This is a genomic window from Micromonospora sp. NPDC005979, from assembly GCF_040614415.1.
Lineage (GTDB): Bacteria > Actinomycetota > Actinomycetes > Mycobacteriales > Micromonosporaceae > Micromonospora.
In genome coordinates this window covers 428,903-448,533 of record NZ_JBEXUR010000003.1, presented here as the reverse complement: position 1 = coordinate 448,533, position 19,631 = coordinate 428,903, and the positions used below count along the sequence as shown (strand labels likewise).

Annotated in this window: 17 protein-coding genes; 13 read left to right on the top strand and 4 right to left on the bottom strand. The window is 71.9% G+C overall.

Features of this window, described 5'->3' with window-relative positions; genetic code table 11:
* The first annotated feature begins 488 nt into the window (after window positions 1-488).
* From ABZ272_RS08220 to ABZ272_RS08175, 10 genes are all read left to right on the top strand, one after another.
* The gene (locus ABZ272_RS08220; RefSeq protein ID WP_355049177.1) at window positions 489-1,859 is read left to right on the top strand and encodes an L-serine ammonia-lyase; all 1,371 of its coding nucleotides are present in this window, start codon (window positions 489-491) and stop codon (window positions 1,857-1,859) included.
* A gap of 72 nt (window positions 1,860-1,931) precedes the next feature.
* On the top strand, window positions 1,932-2,759 hold the full coding sequence (locus ABZ272_RS08215) for an ABC transporter permease (RefSeq protein ID WP_355049176.1): 828 nt from the start codon (window positions 1,932-1,934) through the stop codon (window positions 2,757-2,759).
* A gap of 1 nt (window position 2,760) precedes the next feature.
* Complete coding sequence (locus ABZ272_RS08210) at window positions 2,761-3,507, top strand: ABC transporter ATP-binding protein (protein WP_355049175.1); 747 nt, start codon at window positions 2,761-2,763, stop codon at window positions 3,505-3,507.
* 11 nt (window positions 3,508-3,518) lie between these two features.
* Complete coding sequence (locus ABZ272_RS08205; protein ID WP_355049325.1) at window positions 3,519-5,543, top strand: DUF5941 domain-containing protein; 2,025 nt, start codon at window positions 3,519-3,521, stop codon at window positions 5,541-5,543.
* Window positions 5,544-5,559: 16 nt separating this feature from the next.
* Window positions 5,560-7,770 carry a bifunctional glycosyltransferase family 2 protein/CDP-glycerol:glycerophosphate glycerophosphotransferase gene (locus ABZ272_RS08200; protein WP_355049174.1) on the top strand — a complete coding sequence of 737 codons (2,211 nt, stop codon included), beginning with the start codon at window positions 5,560-5,562 and terminating at the stop codon, window positions 7,768-7,770.
* Window positions 7,771-7,901: 131 nt separating this feature from the next.
* Window positions 7,902-9,206, top strand: a complete 1,305-nt coding sequence (locus tag ABZ272_RS08195) for an ABC transporter ATP-binding protein (RefSeq protein ID WP_355049173.1) — start codon at window positions 7,902-7,904, stop codon at window positions 9,204-9,206.
* Window positions 9,207-9,299: 93 nt separating this feature from the next.
* Complete coding sequence (locus tag ABZ272_RS08190; RefSeq protein WP_355049172.1) at window positions 9,300-10,322, top strand: hypothetical protein; 1,023 nt, start codon at window positions 9,300-9,302, stop codon at window positions 10,320-10,322.
* 63 nt (window positions 10,323-10,385) lie between these two features.
* The gene (locus tag ABZ272_RS08185) at window positions 10,386-10,850 is read left to right on the top strand and encodes a DUF4442 domain-containing protein (protein WP_355049171.1); all 465 of its coding nucleotides are present in this window, start codon (window positions 10,386-10,388) and stop codon (window positions 10,848-10,850) included.
* Window positions 10,851-10,910: 60 nt separating this feature from the next.
* Entirely contained in the window at window positions 10,911-11,702 is a 792-nt protein-coding gene (locus ABZ272_RS08180) for a beta-phosphoglucomutase family hydrolase (RefSeq protein ID WP_355049170.1), read from the top strand.
* Entirely contained in the window at window positions 11,699-14,074 is a 2,376-nt protein-coding gene (locus ABZ272_RS08175) for a glycoside hydrolase family 65 protein (RefSeq protein WP_355049169.1), read from the top strand. Before ABZ272_RS08180 ends, ABZ272_RS08175 begins: the two co-directional genes overlap by 4 nt.
* Before the next feature lie 45 nt (window positions 14,075-14,119).
* Here the strand turns inward: ABZ272_RS08175 and ABZ272_RS08170 are convergent, their stop codons facing one another.
* Window positions 14,120-14,314 (bottom strand): hypothetical protein, encoded by a 195-nt coding sequence (locus ABZ272_RS08170; protein WP_355049168.1) that lies wholly within the window; start codon window positions 14,312-14,314, stop codon window positions 14,120-14,122.
* Window positions 14,315-14,470: 156 nt separating this feature from the next.
* Between ABZ272_RS08170 and ABZ272_RS08165 the strand changes: the two genes are divergently transcribed.
* Window positions 14,471-15,148, top strand: coding sequence for an alpha/beta fold hydrolase (locus ABZ272_RS08165; protein WP_355049167.1), 678 nt, complete (start codon window positions 14,471-14,473; stop codon window positions 15,146-15,148).
* Between the two features lie 9 nt (window positions 15,149-15,157).
* On the opposite strand, the gene ABZ272_RS08160 is transcribed toward ABZ272_RS08165, so the two are convergent.
* On the bottom strand, window positions 15,158-16,348 hold the full coding sequence (locus ABZ272_RS08160; RefSeq protein ID WP_355049166.1) for an AI-2E family transporter: 1,191 nt from the start codon (window positions 16,346-16,348) through the stop codon (window positions 15,158-15,160).
* A 176-nt stretch (window positions 16,349-16,524) separates the two neighbouring features.
* Between ABZ272_RS08160 and ABZ272_RS08155 the strand changes: the two genes are divergently transcribed.
* Window positions 16,525-16,707 (top strand): antitoxin, encoded by a 183-nt coding sequence (locus ABZ272_RS08155; protein ID WP_355049165.1) that lies wholly within the window; start codon window positions 16,525-16,527, stop codon window positions 16,705-16,707.
* Between the two features lie 69 nt (window positions 16,708-16,776).
* On the opposite strand, the gene ABZ272_RS08150 is transcribed toward ABZ272_RS08155, so the two are convergent.
* On the bottom strand, window positions 16,777-17,379 hold the full coding sequence (locus tag ABZ272_RS08150) for a hemerythrin domain-containing protein (protein ID WP_355049164.1): 603 nt from the start codon (window positions 17,377-17,379) through the stop codon (window positions 16,777-16,779).
* Window positions 17,380-17,559: 180 nt separating this feature from the next.
* Here ABZ272_RS08150 and ABZ272_RS08145 point away from each other — a divergent pair, with 180 nt between their 5' ends.
* On the top strand, window positions 17,560-18,882 hold the full coding sequence (locus tag ABZ272_RS08145; RefSeq protein ID WP_355049163.1) for an FUSC family protein: 1,323 nt from the start codon (window positions 17,560-17,562) through the stop codon (window positions 18,880-18,882).
* Between the two features lie 7 nt (window positions 18,883-18,889).
* On the opposite strand, the gene ABZ272_RS08140 is transcribed toward ABZ272_RS08145, so the two are convergent.
* Window positions 18,890-19,534, bottom strand: a complete 645-nt coding sequence (locus tag ABZ272_RS08140; RefSeq protein ID WP_355049162.1) for a C39 family peptidase — start codon at window positions 19,532-19,534, stop codon at window positions 18,890-18,892.
* Window positions 19,535-19,631 lie beyond the last annotated feature (97 nt).

Here is a 19,631-nt window from a genome sequence, read left to right as displayed (position 1 = left end):
GTCCCGAGGAGGATCAGCGACCCGTGGACCCGTAGGTACTTACCCGTGCGGTCCCCGCTCGATGCCCCGCGCCTCGCTCGATGCCCCGCGTCCCGCTCGCACTCCGCGCCAAGCGCCCCGCGCCCGCGTCAAGGTCGCGCTCGAACCTTGTTGTAGTGGCTTCCGGCCGCGTCCGAGGCCACTACAACAAGGTTCGAGCGCGATCATGCGGCGAGCGCGGTCATGCGGCGAGCGCGGTCATGCGGCGAGCGCGATCATGCGGGCCGGGCGTTCACACGGGCTGTCCGGAGGGTGGAGGAGAGGCGGGCGGCAGGCCGGGCTGCGGTGCTGGGGTAAGGGGTGAGCAGGGCAGGTAGGCTGACAGGTCGGGCACCCGCACCCAGGGTGGCCGGCGGCCACCCGACCGGGCGGTCACGAGCGGGGCTGCCGACCGGCGGCCACGACCGGGCGGACCCCGCACCACGGGAGCACGCCGAGGAAGCGCAGCCATGATCAGTGTTTTCGACCTCTTCAGCGTCGGCATCGGGCCGTCCAGCTCGCACACGGTGGGGCCGATGCGGGCGGCGCGTACGTTCGTCGCCGGGCTCAAGGCCGACGGGCTGCTCGCCGACACCGCGCGGGTGCAGGCGGAGCTGTTCGGGTCGCTGGGCGCCACCGGGCACGGGCACGGCAGCGGGCCGGCGGTGCTGCTGGGGCTTGCCGGCGAGTCCCCGGAGACGGTCGACACGGACACCGTAGGTCCTCGCGTCGAGCGTATCCGCGCCGAGCGGCGGATCAGCCTCCTCGACGCGCACGAGATCGACTTCGACCCCGATCGGGACCTGACGCTGCACCGCCGCCGGTCGTTGCCGTACCACCCGAACGGGATGACCTTCGCGGCCTTCGACGCGGCCGGCGAGGAGGTCAGGATCCGCACCTACTACTCGGTGGGCGGCGGTTTCGTGGTGGACGAGGCGGCGGCGGGCGCGGACAAGATCAAGCCGGACACGACGCGGGTGCGGTACCCGTTCCTGACCGGGGCGCAGCTTCTCGAGGTCACCAGCGCCACCGGGCTGTCGATCAGCGAGGTGATGCTGGCCAACGAGCGCTCGTGGCGCAGCGAGGCGGAGATCCGGGCGGGCCTGCTGGAGATCTGGCGGGTGATGCGGGAGTGCGTGCAGCGCGGTTGCGAGCGGGACGGCGTACTCCCTGGGGGTTTGAAGGTCCGGCGGCGCGCGGCGGAGCTGCGGCGCGGCCTGGAGGCGGACGCCGGGACGGCCGACCCGTTGCACGCGATGGACTGGGTGACGCTGTTCGCCCTAGCGGTGAACGAGGAGAACGCCGCCGGGGGTCGGGTGGTGACCGCCCCGACGAATGGCGCGGCGGGGATCATCCCGGCGGTGCTGCACTACTACAGCCGCTTCATCGACAAAGCCGACGACGACGGGGTGGTGCGGTTCCTGCTCGCGGCCGGCGCGATCGGGGTGCTGTTCAAGGAGAACGCGTCGATCTCCGGCGCGGAGGTCGGCTGCCAGGGTGAGGTCGGTTCGGCGTGTTCGATGGCGGCGGCGGGCCTGGCCGAGGCGCTCGGCGGCACGCCGGAGCAGGTGGAGAACGCGGCCGAGATCGGGATGGAGCACAACCTGGGGTTGACCTGTGACCCGGTGGGTGGCCTGGTGCAGATCCCCTGCATCGAGCGCAACGCCGTGGCTAGCATCAAGGCGATCACGGCCGCCCGGCTGGCGCTGCGCGGCGACGGTGTGCACAAGGTGTCGCTGGACAAGGTCATCAAGACCATGCGGGAGACGGGCGCCGACATGAAGGTCAAGTACAAGGAGACGGCGCGTGGCGGTCTGGCCGTCAACGTGATCGAGTGCTGAAGCCGGTCGATTCAGGGCATTCGTTCACCGACTGCTAACCTGGCGTCCGTTTGCGGGAGGCGGGAGGCGGCGGTGACCTCTGGCGTCGCGGCCCTGTGGTCGCACCGCAACTCGCTGCGCATCCTGGTCCGGCGGGACCTGGCGGTGAAGTACCAACAGTCGGTGCTGGGCTACTTCTGGTCGCTGATCGAGCCGCTGGGCATGGGCGCGATCTACTGGTTCGTGTTCGGGGTGCTCTACTCCCGCGACACCGGCCGGCACCTCGGCGAAGCGGCCGGGTCGTACCCGCTGTTCCTGATCACCGGCATCTTCGCCTGGATGTGGACCAGTTCGGCGCTGAGCGAGGCGACGAACGCGCTGACCGGCCAGTCCCGGCTGATCACCACGATGAACGTGCCCCGGCAGGTCTTCCCGATCGGCCGGGTCAGCGGACGGTTCGCCGAGTACGCCGCCGGCCTGCCGATCCTGGCCGCCATCGCGGTGATCTACGCGGCGCACGGGCGGATCCACCCCGGCTGGTCGCTGCTCGCCCTGCCGCTGGCGGTGGCCGTGCAGGCCGTGCTGTTGATCGGGCTGGCCCTGTTGCTGTCGGCCTGGAACGTGCTGATGCGCGACGTGGAACGGCTGATGCGGCTGATCATCCGGGTGCTCTTCTACGCCACGCCGATCATCTATCCGCTCAGCCTGGTCCGGGAGTCCGGCCTGCCGCACTGGCTGAAGGTGGTGTACGAGCTGAACCCGCTGGTCGGGATCTTCCAGCTGCACCACGCGATCTGGTACCCGGACGAGTTTCCGGACGCCCGGCTGCTCGCCACGACGATCGTCGGCAGCCTGCTGGTGCTGGCCGCCGGCTGGTGGTCGTTCCGCCGGTTGGAGCCCGCCGTGCTCAAGGAGCTCTGACGTGGCTACGCCGATCATCGAGGCGGACGGTCTGGGCATCCGGTTCGTCCGCAACCGTCGCCGTCAACTGCGGCTGCGGGAGCTGTTCATCCATCGGGGTGGGCGCGGCGCCCTGCCCGGCCAGTTCTGGCCGCTGCGCGACGTGTCGTTCACCGTCGAGCCGGGCGAGACCGTCGGCGTGATCGGCCGTAACGGCACCGGCAAGAGCACGCTGCTGCGGCTGATCGCCGGGGTGCTCATCCCGGACGAGGGCGACATCCGGGTGCACGGCGCGGTGGCGCCGCTGCTGGAGTTGTCCGCCGGCTTCTCCAACGACCTGACCGGCCGGGAGAACCTGCACCTGGTCGGTGGGCTGCACGGGCTGTCGACGAGCTACCTGAAGCGGCACTTCGACGAGATCGTCGAGTTCGCCGGCGAGCAGGTGGAACGGGCCATCGACACGTCGGTGCGGCACTACTCGTCGGGGATGAAGGTGCGGCTGGGCTTCGCGATCATCTCGCACCTGCCGCACCCGATCCTGCTGATGGACGAGGTGACCGCGGTCGGGGACGCGGAGTTCCGCAAGAAGTGTTACGCGACGATTGACCGTCTGCTCGGGGAGGGGCGCACGCTCGTGCTGGTGTCACACAACGAAAAGGACCTGACCCGGTTCTGCCGTCGGGGGTTGTACCTCGACGCGGGCCGGTTGACGCTCGACGGCACGATCGCCGAGGCGCTCGACGCGTACCACGCCGCGGTCCCGCGGTGACGCTCGCGATCGTGCTCGCCGCCGGGACGTCCGCGGCGGGCCTCACCACCGCGAGCGGCGAGCCGCTGGCCGACCGGCTCGCCGAACAGCTGCGCCGGGCCGGTGCGGCCGAGGTGCGCTTCGCCGCCACCCTGGACGAGCTGGCCGCGCTGGCCGACGCCGCCACCGGTCCGCTGCTGGTCAGCGGCACCGACCTGGTGGCGCACACCGCCGTGCTGCGGCACCTCGCCACCAGCCCGGTGGGACCGACCGTGGCGCTGGTGCTGGGTGACCCGCCGGTGCCGGGCCGGACGGCCGTGCGCGAGGAGCGCGGCCAGGTGGTCGACGCGGGCCCGCTGGACGCTCTCGACGGCGAGGCTACCGGCGTGTTCGGTGGCGCGCTCCGGGTCGGCGTGGACGACCTGCCGACCCTCGCCGCCGCCGCGCGGGCCGCCGCCGTCGGCGCGCGGCCGGTCGCCGCCCCGGTCGGCCCGGTCGGCGACGTGTCGCCGCTGCCGGCGGGCGGGGGCGCCGGCCACGACGACCCCGGGTCCGCCGTGGACCGGCTCGTCGCGGGTCTTGCGGCCCTCGGCACCCTGATCTTCGCCCAGCGGGTACGTCTGCTCGTGGCGCACCGGGTCGAGGACGCCGCCGGCCTGGTCGCCGCCGAGGCGGCGGTGACCGCCGTCGACGAGGACCGGGCCGAGTTGCGGCTGTCGGTGAAGGAGCGGGACGACTTCTTCTCGACGTACTTCGTCAGCACCTGGTCGCCGTACGTCGTGCGGTTGGCGGCCCGGCTGCGGCTCACCCCGACCGGGGTGACGGTGATCTCGGTGCTCTTCGCGCTGGCCGCCGCGGTGCTGTTCGGGGCCGGTGGGCGGCTCGCGCTCGTCAGCGGCGCGGTGCTGCTCTACCTCGGCTTCGTGCTGGACTGCGTGGACGGCCAGTTGGCCCGCTACACCCGGCACTTCAGCGCCTGGGGCGGCTGGCTGGACACGATGGCCGACCGGGCCAAGGAGTACCTGGTCTACGCCGGGCTGGGCTTCGGCGTGAGCCACGCCGGGCTGGGCAACGGTTGGGCCCTCGCCATCGCCGCGATGACGTTGCAGACCGTCCGGCACATGACCGACACCTGGTACGGGGCGCTGCACGACGAGGCGGCTCGCCGACCGCGTACGACGGGCGTCAGCGGCGGGATCGGTGACCGGCTGAACGCCGCGTCCACCCGGGTCCAGGCCGACACCGGCTCGGTGTCGTACTGGCTGAAGCGGACCGTCGTCTTCCCGATCGGGGAGCGGTGGGCGCTCATCGCGCTGACGGTGGCGCTGTTCAACCCGCTGGTCAGCCTGATCGCGGTGCTGGTGTGGGGTGGGTTGGCGTTCGCGTACACCGGTGCCCTGCGGACGCTGCGGGCCCGCTGGATGTGGGTGCCGGTGCTGGACACGGTCGACGCCACCCTGCACCGCGACGACGGTCCGTTGGCGCGTCGGCTGCCGGTGGTCCGCCCGATGGGGCCGCTCACCCTGGCGGTGATCGCCGCGCTCGGTCCGGCGGCGCTGCTGGTCGCCGCCCTGCTGGGCGACGCGCCGGACGGGCTGCGCTGGGCGGTGCCGGTGGCGTTGCTGGTGCTGCTGGCCGGCGGCCTCGGCGCGGGGGCCGCGCACAACGGGCCGCTGGACTGGCTGGTGCCGGCCGCGTTGCGGGCCGCCGAGTACCTGTTCGCGATCGCGGTCGGTGTGGTCGGTGACGCGCCCGGATGGCTGATCTTCGGGTACGTCTTCGTGCTCACCGTGCACCACTACGACCTGACCGCCCGCTTGGAGAAGCGGCAGGCGGCACCCCCGCTGCACGCCGCCACGCTGGGCTGGGACGGACGATCGGTGCTGCTCGCCCTCCTGGCGATTGCCGGCGTCGTGAGTATCGGCATGGCTACACTCGGTGCGTACCTTCTCGTGGTTTTCGTGGTGAGCGTCGTCCTGGCCTGGTTCGTCCGGCCGGCCCGTGGCGCGCGGGCGTCGGCCGCGCCGGTGGGCGCGGGAGGTGTCGCGCCGCGCTGACGAAAGGGGCGGCCGGATGACCCTGATCAGTTTCGTGGTGCCGGCCTTCCGGGTGCAGGGTTATCTGCGCGAGTGCCTGGACTCGATCCTGGGCCAGTCGGAGACCGACCTCGAGCTGATCGCGGTCGACGACTGCTCGCCGGACGCCAGCGGCGAGATCATCGACGAGTACGCGGCCCGTGACCAGCGGGTCCGGGCCGTCCGACTGTCGGAGAACGTCGGTCTCGGTCCAGCCCGCAACATCGGGTTGGACCGGGCCGTCGGCGAGTACGTGTGGTTCCTCGACGGGGACGACTGGCTGGCGCCGGACTGCCTGTCGGAGGTGGCCGACCGCCTGCGGGCGACCCGGCCGGACGTGCTGCTGGTGGACCACGTCCGGACACACTGGAACGACACCGCCACCCGCAGCGCGATGGCCGAGGTGTTCCCCGAGTCGCCCGGCCCGGAGACGTTCGCGCTGCGGGAACGGCCGGAGGCCATGCGGCTGCTGCACACCGCCTGGAACCGGTTGGTCCGCCGGGAATTCCTGGTCAATTTGGGTCTGCGCTTCGCGGCCGGTTGGTACGAGGACGTCTCGTTCAGCTACCCGGTGCTGATGGGGGCACGTCAGATCGGCGTACTCGATCGGGTGTGCGTGAATTACCGGCAGCGCCGCGCCGGCGCGATCACGAAGACCCGGGGGGACCGGCACTTCGAGGTCTTCGCCCAGTGGCACCGGGTCTTCCTCCTGATGGATGCCTGGTCGCCGGCCGTGGACGCGCTGCGGCCGGCGGTCTTCGAGCGGATGATCTGGCACTACCTCACCGTGCTCGGCAATGGTCAGCGCATCGCGCCCGAGCTGCGGCCGGTGTTCTTCGCGCAGATAACCGCGGACTACGCGCGGTGGCTGCCGGTCGGGGGGTACCCCGTGCCGGACGGCGTCGAGGGGGTGAAGCACCGGCTGGTCGCGAGTGGCCGGTGGCGGACGTTCAGTGCCCTGCGGGCCGCCAGTCGGGCCCGCGACACGGCCCGCCGGCAGGCGCGTACCGCCCGGCGTCGGGTCGGCCCGGTGGCCCGGCGCGGCGCCCGGCTCACCCGCGACGGACTGCTGCGCGAGTACTACCGGGCGGAGCTGCGCCGGCCGGTGGACCCGACGCTCGCGGTGTACGCCGCCTACTGGTTCCGGGGATACTCCTGCAACCCGGCCGCGATCTACGAGGCCGCCCGCCGGCTGGCCCCCGAGGTGCGCGGGGTGTGGATCGTGCGCCGCGACCGGGTGGACGCCGTGCCGGACGGGGTGGAGTACGTGGTCGCCGGCACGCCGGCCTACTACCGGGTGCTGGCCCGCGCCCGGTGGCTGGTCAACAACGTGAACTACCCGGACTTCGTCCGTAAGCGGCCGGAGCAGGTGCACGTGCAGACCCATCACGGCACGCCGGTAAAGGTGATGGGGTTGGACCAGCAGCGCTATCCGATCGGCGCGGGCCGGATGGACTTCGCCGGCCTGCTGCGCCGGGTGGACCGCTGGGACTACAGCGTCAGCTCCAACAGCTTCTCCACCCAGATGTGGGACCGGGCCTACCCGGCCACGTACGCCACCCTGGAGGTGGGTTACCCGCGCAACGACCGGCTGGTCGCCGCCGGTCCCGACGAGGTACGCCGGCTGCGCGCCGAGTTCGGCCTCACCCCCGACGAGCAGGTGGTGCTGTACGCCCCGACGCATCGCGAGCACCTGCCCGGTTACCGCCCGCCGTTCGACCCGGACCGGTTCGTCGACGCGCTGGGTGACTCGGGTCGGCTGCTGATGCGCAGCCACTACTTCCACGACCGGGAGCGCCGACCCGGTCGTCCGTCCGAGTACCTCCGGGTCCGCGACGTCAGCGGCTACCAGCGCGTGGAGGACCTCTACCTGGTCGCCGACGTGCTGGTCACCGACTACTCCTCGGCGATGTTCGACTATGCGGTGCTGGACCGGCCCATCGTGCTCTACACACCGGACTGGGAGGCGTACCGCCTGGCCCGGGGGGTCTACTTCGACGTCACGGCGGAGCCACCGGGCGCGGTGGCGGCCACGTTCGCCGACCTGCTCGATCTGTTCCGGACCGACGCGGTGCGCTCGGACGCGGCGGACAAGGCCCGTGAGCGCTTCCGCAGCCGGTTCTGCGGGCTGGACGACGGGCGGGCTGCCGAGCGGGTGGTGCGCCGGGTTTTCCTCGGCGAGCTGCCTGACCAGCCGAAGGGCTGCTGACCGCGCGCTCCCCTGTACGCCGTGTAATGGTGTCGTCATAAGCCGAACATGAGACGTTTACCCGATGTGCGGGACCAATGATCCTGGTCACAGTCATCAGGGGTTCGGCCGAGAGACGTGGGGGACTGACGGTGAGCACCGTCGCACTCAAAGATGTGACAAAGGTTTTCAAGGACGGCACACTCGCCGTCGACAGCATAAATCTCGACGTGAACGACGGCGAGTTCATGGTGTTGCTGGGCCCGTCCGGCTGCGGAAAGTCCACAGTGCTGCGCATGATCGCCGGTCTGGAGGACCCGACGCAGGGTGCGGTGCTGCTCGACGGGGAACTGGCGAACGACCTGCCGCCACGCGACCGCAAGATCGCCATGGTCTTCCAGGACTTCGCGCTCTACCCGCACATGACCGTCGGCGACAACATCGCCTTTCCGCTGCGTCTGGCCGGGGTGGAACCGGAACCGCGCGGCGAGCGGGTCACCGACGTGGCGAGCGCGCTCGGCATCAGCGACGTGCTCGGCCGCAAGCCCGGCCAACTCTCCGGCGGCCAGCGCCAGCGTGTCGCCATGGGCCGCGCGATCGTCCGGCGGCCGGGGCTCTTCCTGATGGACGAGCCGCTGTCGAACCTGGACAGCGGGCTGCGTGCCGAGCTGCGGGCGGAGATCTCCGGGCTGACCCGGGAGTTGGGCGTCACCACCGTCTACGTGACCCACGACCAGGCCGAGGCGCTGACCATGGCCGACCGGGTGGCCATCATGCGCCGGGGCGTACTCCAGGACGTGGGCACGCCCACCCAGGTGTACGGCCGTCCGGCGACGCTCTACGTGGCCGCGTTCCTGGGTAGCCCCCGGATGAACCTGCTGGAGGCGTCGGTCTACGTCCACCTCGACCGGTACATCGCGCTCAACCTCGGCGAGCAGTCGCTCTACCTGCCGTGGAACGACATTCGCAGCCGGGCGGTCGCGCACTACCACGGCGAGCGGATCGTGGTCGGGATGCGGGCCGAGGCGCTCACCCCGGTCGCCCCGGACAGCCCCGGTGACGTGCTGCGCGGCCGGATCCGTTACCTGGAGCACCACGGTCACGAGTCGCTGGCGTTCCTCGACATCGGGGCGACCGCGATCATGGTGGACGAGATGGGCGCGCCGCTGGACCCGCCGCCGGTGGGCCAGCGTGGCCTGCGCCGGTTCGGCGCGGTGATGCAGCGGCTCACCGGCAAGCCGGTGGAGTCCGAGGAGGCGCCGACGAATGGCGCCTCGCGGTCGACGAGCGTCCTGCCCGACCCGGGCCGGCACCACCGCCGCCCGGCGGAGCTGGCGGTACGCCTCGCGCCGTACCCGGCCGTCACGGCCGGGCACCCGCTCGCCGTGTCCGTCCGGATGGACGCGCTGCACTTCTTCGACGAGCGCGGCGCACGTATCGACGTCGGGTGGCGGTGACGCCACGCCGGAGCGGGGTGGCGGCGCGCCTGTCCGGTGTCCTACCGTCTGCGCACCTAGTCCAGTCTGTCCCTGACCGAGAGGGGTGCACCCGTGTCGGGTGACCGTCCCAGTCCGCTCGTCATCGAGCGCATCCTGCGCGACCGCCAGGGCATCTGGCAGCAGATCGTGGCCGAGGGCGACCTGAACGCCCTGACCGGGCGGATGCTGGCCAGCTCCGCCATCGCCCTCGCCTGTTACGGCGCGGTGCTCGGCGCGTTCCACAGCCCGTTGATGGCGTTGACGTCCGCGCTGAAGCTGCCACTGCTGTTCCTGGTGACGCTGGCCATCTGCCTGCCCACGCTCTACCTGTTCAACCTGGTGTTCGGTGCTCGGCTCTCGGTGCGTCAGTCGTTGGCGCTGGTGATGGTGGCGATCACCGTCACCTCGATGCTCGCGGTGGCGTTCGCGCCGATCAGCCTCTTCTTCCTGATCACCGCACCCGACTACGGCTTCTTCAAGCTGCTCAACGTCGCGATCCTGACGCTGTCGGCGCTGGTCGGGCTGCGCTTCCTGACCGGTGGCATGCAGGTGCTCAACGACCACGGCCTACTCGCCCCGGCGACGGCGGCGGCCAACGCTCCGGCTCAGGTCAGCGTCCCGGCGGCGGCCAACGCTCCGGCCCAGGTCGGCGCTCCGGTCGCGGTGCCGGTAGGCGGCACGTCGGGCGCCGCCGAGCCGGTCGCGGTTCCGGCCGGCGCGGCCGTCGCGTCGGCGGCGAACGGTGCCGCGCCCGAGGGCGCGAGCGCCACGACCACCGCGCCGGCCCCGGCGGCTGTTCCGGCGCAGTGGAGTGGGCAGCCGGGCACCGCGTTCCCGCCCGGCATGGTGCCGCCGGGCTACCCGGCGCAGCAGCGCCACTGGGGCAACCCACCGGTGCGGCGCGGCGAGCCCACGCAGCGCCCGGCCAGCATGACGCTGCTCTACATCTGGATCCTGCTCTTCGGCTTCGTGGGCACCCAGTTGGCGTGGACGCTGCGTCCGTTCTTCGGCGACCCGGGTCAGGACTTCTCCCTCTTCCGCAGCATCGACGGCAACTTCTACGCCGAGATCCTGCGCACGATCGCCAACCTCTGACGGTTGTCGTAGTCGGGGAAAACCCTGGTTGCCGCCCTGGTTACCGAGAAGTAGCGTCGGGTCATGACCATCGACTCCCGCCAGGTGGCGGCCGGCATCCTGCAATCGGTGCCGTTCGCCCGCACGCTCGGCATCGAATTCGTCGAGGTGGCGCCCGAGGCGGACGGCGGGGTGCGGGCCGTCGTCCGGCTCCCCGACACGCCGGCCACCCACAACCACGTCGGCGGCCCGCACGCCGGGGCGATGTTCACGCTCGGCGAGACGGCCTCCGGCGCGGTCGTGCTGGCCGCCTTCGGGCAGCTGCTCGACCGGGCCGTGCCGCTCGCCGTCCGAGCCGAGATCGCCTACCGCAAGCTGGCCCTGGGGGCGGTGCTGGCGACCGCGCGGCTGAGGCGTCCGGCGTCGGAGGTGGTCGCGGAGCTGGAGGCCGGTCAGCGGCCCGAGTTCGAAATCGAGGTGGAGATCGCCACCGAGGACGGCACGCCCACGTCGGCCATGACGGTGATCTGGACCCTGCGGCCGAACTGAGCGGCCCGCCGGCGGCTCAAAACGGGTTTGCGCACCCAGCCGGGTGGTTAGATTCGTACCGTGCTGGGCCTACCTGCTCATGTGACCGCCTGTCTCTTCGATCTGGACGGTGTGCTGACGCAGACCGCCCGGGTGCACAACGCCGCCTGGACCGAGACGTTCGACGAGTTCCTGCGCAAGCGCGCCACGGCCACCGGGCAGCCCTTCCAACCGTTCGACCCCGGCCCCGACTACAACCGCTACGTCGACGGCCGACCCCGTGCCGACGGCGTCCGGTCGTTCCTCGCGTCCCGGGGAATCGTGCTTCCCGAGGGAAGCCCCGACGATCCGCCGGAGGCCGACACGGTCAATGGCATCGGCAACCGCAAGAACGCCCTCCTGCTGGACCGTCTGCGCACAGCCGGCGTCGAGGTCTATCCGGGCTCGGTGCGCTATCTGCGGGCGGCGACCGACGCCGGGCTGCGCCGGGCGGTGGTCACCGCGAGCGCCAACGGGCGCGAGGTGGTCGCGGCCGCCGGCCTGGCCGACCTGCTGGAGGCTCGGGTCGACGGGCTCGTGGCCCGGGAGCAGAAGCTGCGCGGCAAGCCCCACCCCGACACCTTCCTGGCCGGCGCCAAGGTCCTCGGCGTGGATCCGGCGCAGGCCGCCGTCTTCGAGGACGCGCTCTCCGGGGTGGCCGCCGGCCGGGCCGGCGGATTCGGGTACGTCATCGGTGTCGACCGGGTGGGACAGGCCGACGAACTGCTCGCGCACGGCGCGGACGTGGTGGTCAAGGATCTCGCGGACCTGCTCGACGCGGGTGACGCCGCCCCGCCGGCACCCCACCGCAGCGGCGAACGGGACCGCACGTGATCCGGGAACGGGCCTATCCCGTCGAGCCCTGGCACATCCGGGAGACCCGCCTGGACATGGACGTGCTGGCCCAGTCGGAATCGGTCTTCGCGCTCTCCAACGGGCACGTCGGCCTGCGCGGCAACCTCGACGAGGGCGAGCCGCACGGGCTGCCCGGCACCTACCTCAACTCGTTCTACGAGCTACGTCCGCTGCCGTACGCGGAGGCCGGCTACGGTTTCCCCGAGTCGGGGCAGACCATCGTCAACGTCACCAACGGCAAGCTGATCCGCCTGCTCGTCGACGACGAACCGCTCGACGTGCGCTACGGCGAGCTGCTGTCCCACGAGCGGATCCTCGACCTGCGGGCCGGCACGCTGCACCGGGAGCTGCACTGGCGCTCCCCGGCCGGCCGCGAGGTCAAGGTCCGCAGCACCCGGCTCGTGTCGTTCACCCAGCGGTCGGTCGCCGCGATCAGCTACGAGGTGGAGGCCGTCGACGGCCCGCTGCGGTTGATCGTGCAGTCCGAGCTGGTGGCCAACGAGTCGCTGCCCGCGCAGAGCAAGGACCCCCGGGTCGCGGCCGTGCTGGAATCGCCGTTGCTGGCCGAGGAGGAGCTGACCACCCCGGACGGCGGCCAGCTCATCCACCGCACGAAGGTGTCCGGGCTGCGCGTCGCCGCCGCCATGGAGCACGAGGTGCACGGTCCGGACCACACCACCATCGAGTCCGAGGGGTACGAGGACTGGGTGCGCACCACCATCGGCTGCGTGCTCAAGCCCGGCGAGAAGCTGCGGGTGGTCAAGTATCTGACGTACGGCTGGTCGAGTCGACGTTCGTTGCCCGCACTGCGCGACCAGGTCGGCGCGGCGCTGGCCGGCGCCCGGTTGGACGGTTGGGACGGGCTGCACCGCGAGCAGCGCGCCTACCTGGACGAGTTCTGGGACGCGGCCGACGTGCTGGTCGAGGGTGATCCGGAGATCCAGCAGGCCGTCCGCTTCGGACTGTTCCACGTGCTCCAGGCCGGTGCCCGTGCCGAGCAGCGGCCGATCTCGGCGAAGGGGCTGACCGGCCCCGGCTACGACGGGCACGCCTTCTGGGACACCGAGATGTTCGTCCTGCCGGTTCTCACGTACACCCAGCCCAGCGCGGTGCGCAGCGCCCTGCAGTGGCGGCACAGCACCCTGGAACAGGCCCGGGAACGGGCGGCGACGCTCAACTTGAAGGGCGCCGCCTTCCCCTGGCGGACCATCGAGGGGCCGGAGTCGTCCGGGTACTGGCCGGCGGGTACGGCGGCGTTCCACATCGCCGCCGACATCGCCGACGCGGTCCGACGGTACGTGCTGGTCACCGGGGACACCGCCACCGAGCGGGAGATCGGGCTGGAGCTGCTGGTGGAGACCGCCCGGCTGTGGCGCTCGATCGGGCACCACGACCGGCACGGCCGGTTCCACATCGACGGGGTGACCGGTCCGGACGAGTACACGGCGGTGAAGAACGACAACATCTACACCAACCTGATGGCCCAGCGGAACCTGCTCACCGCCGCCGATGTCGTCATGCGCTACCGGGACGACGCGTTCCACCTCGGCGTCACCGACGAGGAGGCGGCGAGCTGGCGGGACGCCGCCACGTCGATGCACGTGCCGTACGACGACGAGCTGGACGTTCACCAGCAGGTGGAGGGGTTCACCCGGTTGCAGGAGTGGGACTTCGCGCACACGCCCGCCGAGAAGTACCCGCTGCTGCTGCACTATCCGTACTTCGACCTGTACCGCAAACAGGTCGTCAAGCAGGCCGACCTGGTTCTGGCGATGCACTGGCGGGGGGACGCGTTCACCCCCGAGCAGAAGGTTCGCAACTTCCTCTACTACGAGCGTCGGACGGTGCGCGACTCGTCGCTGTCGGCCTGCACCCAGTCGGTGCTCGCCGCCGAGGTCGGCCATCCCGACCTGGCGCACATCTATCTGCGTGAGGCCGCGCTGATGGACCTGCACGACCTCAACGAGAACACCCGCGACGGCGTGCACATGGCCTCGCTGGCCGGCGCGTGGCTCGCCCTGGTCAGCGGGTTGGGCGGGCTGCGTGACCACGACGGCGAGCTGTCGTTCGCGCCTCGGCTCTCCAGCCGGCTGAGCCGCCTGGAGTTCTCCCTTCAGTGGCGTGGGCTGGCGCTGCGGGTCGACGTCCGGCCGCACCAGACGACGTACTCACTGCGCCACGGTGGCCCGGACGACGTCGTCGAGCTGCGTCACCACGACCAGATGGTGCGGGTCACCTGCGACGAACCGGTGACGGTGCCGGTGCCGCCGGCCGAGCCCACGGGACCGCCGCCGGAGCAGCCGCCGGGCCGGTCGCCCCTGCTCCGGCTCCCCGAGGCCAAGCAGCAGTGACGGCCGGGGCGGGAGTGTTCCCGCCCCGGCCGGCACGCGCGTACGTCAGACCGGCTCGCCGGTCGAGGGGCGTCCGATCGCGTCCCGCGGCGCAGCCGCCTTGGGATCGTCGGGGAGGCGGGCCGAGGCGGCCTGGTCACCGAAGTCCTGGTCACCGACGTCCTGGTTGCGTGCGGCGTCCTGTTCACGCTGGGCGCGTTCGGTCATCTGCTGCTGCCGGGAAATCTGCTGCTTGGCCATCGTGATCCTCGCGATCCGTCGGGGCGCGGCTGCGCCTACACGGTCTGCGGTCTGCTCGGCGCGTACCCGGCGGCCCACCCGGCAAACGCCGCGCTCCGTCCGCGTGCGGCGCGCCGGGCGGGGTAACCGGACCCCAGGCGAGCACGGAGGTGCGGCATGGACGAGCAGCACGACACGGTGACCATTCCGGTTCGGGACGCCCAACTCCCCGCCGATCTGCTGCTACCCGCCCAGCCGGTGGGCGTGGTGCTGTTCGCGCACGGCAGCGGTAGCTCCCGACACAGTCCGCGCAACGTCGCGGTGGCCCGGGCGCTGAACGCCCGTGGCCTCGCGTGCGTCCTGGTGGACCTGCTCACTCCGGACGAGGAGGAGGTGGACACGCGGACGGCCGAACTCCGGTTCGACATCGGGATGTTGGCCAGCCGGCTGGCCGGGATCGTCGACTGGTTGGCGGCCGAACGTCCGGCGGGTGACGCGCCGATCGGTCTCTTCGGCGCGAGCACGGGTGCCGCCGCCGCGCTGGTGGCAGCGGCGTCCCGCGCCGACCGGGTGAGCGCGGTGGTCTCCCGGGGCGGCCGGCCCGACCTGGCGGGCGCCGCGCTGGGTCAGGTGCGCTCTCCCACCCTGCTGCTGGTCGGCGGCCTGGACGAGGAGGTGCTCGCGCTCAACGAGCGGGCGCTCGCCGAACTGGGGGACGTGGGCGAGCTGTGGGTGGTGCCGGGCGCCACCCACCTCTTCGAGGAGCCCGGCACGCTCGACCAGGTCGCCGAGCATGCCGGCACCTGGTTCACCACCCGGCTGACCCGGACGACAACCGCGCCCCGCCGCGGGTGAGTGTCGGCTCTACCCCGCCGCCGGCACCTGCGAGGTGGATCGGCGGCGTTGGACGGTGTCGACGACGCGCCACAGGACGGCGGTGATCGGAACGCTGACGAAGGCGCCGGCGATGCCCGCGATGAGGGTGCCGGCGGTGACCGCCACCAGGATCACGGCCGGGTGCAGGCGTACCTGGCGCTTCATGACCAGCGGCTCCAGCAGGTTGCCCTCGATCTGCTGCACCGCGACCACGGCGGCGAGGGTGAGCAGAGCGGTCGTCGGCCCGTTGGCCGCCAGGGCCACCAGAACCGCGACCGCGCCCGCGACCGTCGCCCCGATGATCGGCACGAAGCCGCCGAGGAACGTGATCAGCGCCAGTGGCAGGGCCAGCGGCACCCGGAGCACCACCAGGGCCAGGCCGATGCCGATCGCGTCGATGGCCGCGATGATCATGGTCCCCCGGCTGTACGCGCCGAGGGTCTGCCAGCCGTTCCGGCCGGCCTCGGCCACCAGGGGTCGGTTCGGGCCGGCCATCCGGGACAGCGTCCAGTGCCACATCGACCGGCCGTCCTTCAGCAGGAAGAAGAGCAGCACCAGGGCGAGCAGCGCGGAACCGACGACCTCGCTGGCCGTCCGGGCGCCGGACACCGGGTCCGGAGAGCTGCCGCTGAGCCCCTCCCGGGCCTGGTCGATCAGCTTGTCGAGTTGGGCCTCGCTGACCGGCAGGGTGGACGTGACGAAGTCGCGGCTCCGGTCGAGCCCCTGGGTCAGTTGCTGACTGAGCTGGTCGAACTGGCTGGCGGTCAGGTTCCACACCAGCGCTCCGACGCCCACGAGGATGCCGAGCAGCAGCAGGACGGTGAGCAGCGCGGCCAGCGCGGCCGGCAGCCGCAGGCGACGCAGCCGGAGCAGCACCGGGTCCAACAGCGCGGTGAGGAAGATGGTGGCGGCCAGGGCGATGGCGAGCGGGGCCAGCAGGACGGCGATGCGACCCAGCAGGTAGAGCCCGGCGACGATCACCACCAGGCAGGCGCTCCAGAGCACCGCGGTCCGGACCAGCCAGGGCAGCCCCGCCCACGCGTGCCGCGCCCCGGCGTCACCGACGGCCGCCGTGCCGCCGGGTGCCGCCGTGCCCCCGGCCGTCGCCGCCGTTGTACCGGTCTCCTGCGTGCCGCCGGTTGTCGGCGCGACGTCCGCCCCGGGTTGGTCTGCCGTCATGTCGGCCCTCCTCGATCTCGGCGAGGTCGGTACCCGGCTGGCCGTGCGCCGACACCCGGCCGTCCGCGCGGATCGTACGCCGGCACGGGTCGATTGGTCGGGCTACGCCCGAACGGAAGGCGTTTGCGCTGTCGGGACCAGGGAACGCGACAGGGAACTACCCGAGGAGGAGCGCCGTGGGTGACTTCATGGACAAGGCCAAGGACTTCGCCGACAAGCACGACAAGCAGGTCGATCAGGGTATGGAGAAGGCCGGCGACGCGGCCGACAAGCGCACCGGCGGCAAGTACGGCGACCAGATCGACAAGGGCGTCGACCAGGCCCAGGCGCGTACCGGCGAGGGCGACCAGGTCCGCTGACGTAGTGGAGTGTCCCGGGCCGCCGAATGTTCGGCGGCCCGGGACTGTCGTGTGCGGAGCGTACGCCGATCAGCGCTGCTGCTCGCGTAGCTCGTCCATCGAGGTCGGTCGGTCGCTCAGCGCGTCACGCATCCGGTCGATCATCCCCGTGCCGGGGGCGAGCAGCTTGTTCGCCGGTGGGTGGTCCGGTGCGCTCGGGTGCGGACGGGTCGGCGCGATCTTCTTGAACGCCGTCACCTTGCCGGCCAGCTCGACCATCTCCTCCCGGGCGGTGGCGGCGCGCAGCCGGGGGAAGAGGTCGTTCTCCTCGTCCTGCACGTGGTGACGGATGGTGCTGGTTAGGTGGGCCAGCAACTCGTCGAAGCGGGGGTCGGACACCTCGACCGACTCCAGGTCCTTCATCGTGCGCTCGGCGTCGGCGTGCTCGGTGATCTCGTGGTCGGCGATCTGGTCGCCGTCGGGCAGCGCCTTGCGGGCCGTCGGATAGACGTACGCCTCCTCGGCCACGGCGTGCCGGACCAGCTCGGCGATCACCACGTCGGCGAGCTGACGGCGGTACTCGGGCGTACCCTGCCGTGTCTCCAACTCGACGAAGAGGGTCTCGACCGCACGGTGGTCGGCGACGAGGATGTCGACGACATCCTGCTCCCCGGTGCTCTGTGGACTGCTCATCTGGGCCCCTTACCGGTTGCGGATCGGTGGGTGTGTGGCCCCTGGTACCCCCCAACGATCGAGCAAACCTACGATCGCCGATGAATACGCACCCCGGTGACGGCTGGTGCCGCCGGTGCCGCTGGGAAGCGCGGGGCGCGACGGCACGATTGACCGCGCTTCCCGGGGGTAACCGCCGCCATGCCCGACGACCGTCCAGCCGCCGACCGCGACCAGTCGCGGCTCGACGAGGCCGCCGAGCGCAGCGGCCGGGCGGTCGAACGGGTGCGGCACCGCGGCGGCGAGGCCAGCCGGGTGCGTGCCCGGCAGTGGGAGGTCACCGTGGTGATCGCCGCCCAGGCCGGGCTGGCGGCGGCGCTCGCGGCCCTGATCGCCAAGCACTTTCTCGGCCCGGGGTCGCACGTCTTCGCTCCCGCCGCAGCCGTCGGCACGATTGCGACCGCCATCGGGCAGCGGGCCCGACGCACCTTCGAGCTGCTGTTCGGCGTCGGACTGGGCATCGTCATCGGCGACACGCTGCGCTTCTTCCTCGGTTCGGGACCGTGGCAGACGGGGGTGGTCGTCGGCCTGGCCATCGCCAGCGCCCTGCTGGTGGCCGGCAAGGGTGGCCCGCTGGTCGGTCAGGCCGGTGGTACCGCCGTGCTGATCGCCACGCTCGCCCCGATGGACCGGGGCCTGGAGTTGCCCCGGATCTTCGACGCGCTCGTCGGTGGAATCGTCGGCCTGGTGGTGGTCGCGCTGTTGCTGCCGGTCAATCCCATGCGGGTGCTGGACCGGGCAGCCAAGCCGATCTTCACGATCCTGTCTGAACAACTCGACAAGCTGGGGCAGGCGGTGCGGCAGCGCGACAGCGAACGGACGAGACACGTCCTGGACACGCTGCGCGGCACCGACGGCGATCTCGGTCGACTGAACGACGCGCTGAGCGGCGCGGAGGAGGTGGTGACGATCGCGCCCGTCCGTTGGCACCGCCGCCAGCAGTTCCACAGGTACGCCCGCAGCGCCGAGAACCTCGAACGGTTGATGCTGGACAGCCGTGTCCTCGCCCGCTGGTCGACCACGGCCCTGCAGTACGACGAGCCGATCCCGCCGGAGCTGCCGGACGCGATCGGCCGGCTGGGACAGGCGGTGGTGAAGATGCGGGCGGAGTGTCGGAGCGGCGACGACCCGTGGCGGACCCGGAAGCTGGTCGAGGAGTGCGCCGAGTTGGCCGGCCGGGCCGCCGCGAGGGGAGTCAGGTCGTTCGGCGACGCGATGGTCACCGGCCTGCGTACCGCGTCGAGCGACCTGCTGCGGGCCGCCGGCTGTGAACCCGACGACGCCAACCGGATCGTGCGCCGGGCGGCCGGTGCCGGCGAGTCGGCCATCGCCCCGCCGGCCCGGCGTGAGCTGCACCGCGCCCGGCCGACACGGGCTATCCGCGCGCGTCGCCGGGCGCACCTGGCCAACCGCAGACGGAACGACCGGGCCGGCCCCTCCGCGCGGGAGAGGCCGGCCCGGTGAGCATCGGTCAGGAGGAGTAACCGCGCTCGGCGATCCAGTTGGCGACCTTCGGCAGGCTCATCCAGTACTCGCCCAGCGCCGGGTCGGCCGGGTCAGCGACCCGGATGAGGTCTCCACCGTCGCGGTAGCCGACAAGCGTCAGGTAGTGACCACCCTCGTACGAGTGCGGGTTGCCGTCGGTGTCCACGGTCGTGCCCTTGATGTTGGCCACCACCGGGCGACCGGCGTCGATCGCGGCCAGGACATCCCGGCGCAGCTGCTCGACCTGGTCGGGGCGGGCCACCGAGTCACGGATCTCGGTGGTCCGGTAGTGACCGCCGGTCAGCTGGTTGAGCACGCGGGTGGTGTCGAGGGCGGACGGGGTGCCCGCCTCGGTGGTGCCGAGCAGCTTGGCCACGTCGTCCTGGGAGAGCGCCTTGCCCTGGGCCGAGAGCGCGATGCGGGTCGCGGCCGGGCCGCAGTAGAAGAAGTTCGGCTGTGCCTGGTAGTCGACGTCGAGGACCCGCTCGGCGCTGCGGCTGGTCTGGCTCGACGAGGATGGGGTCGCCGGCGCGGGGGCTGCCTGCGCGGCGACGGCGGGGCCGAGGGCGCAACCGCCGGCGACCAGTAGGCCGACGACGGACAGGCCGCTCTTCTGCACGATCGGGTTCATGGTCGAGTCTCCGTTCGGGGGTAGCCGCCTCCGTGGCGGTCTCGGCCGTGGTTACCGGGGACGTAACGGCCTTGCTCCGGGCGGCATTCCGCCGCCG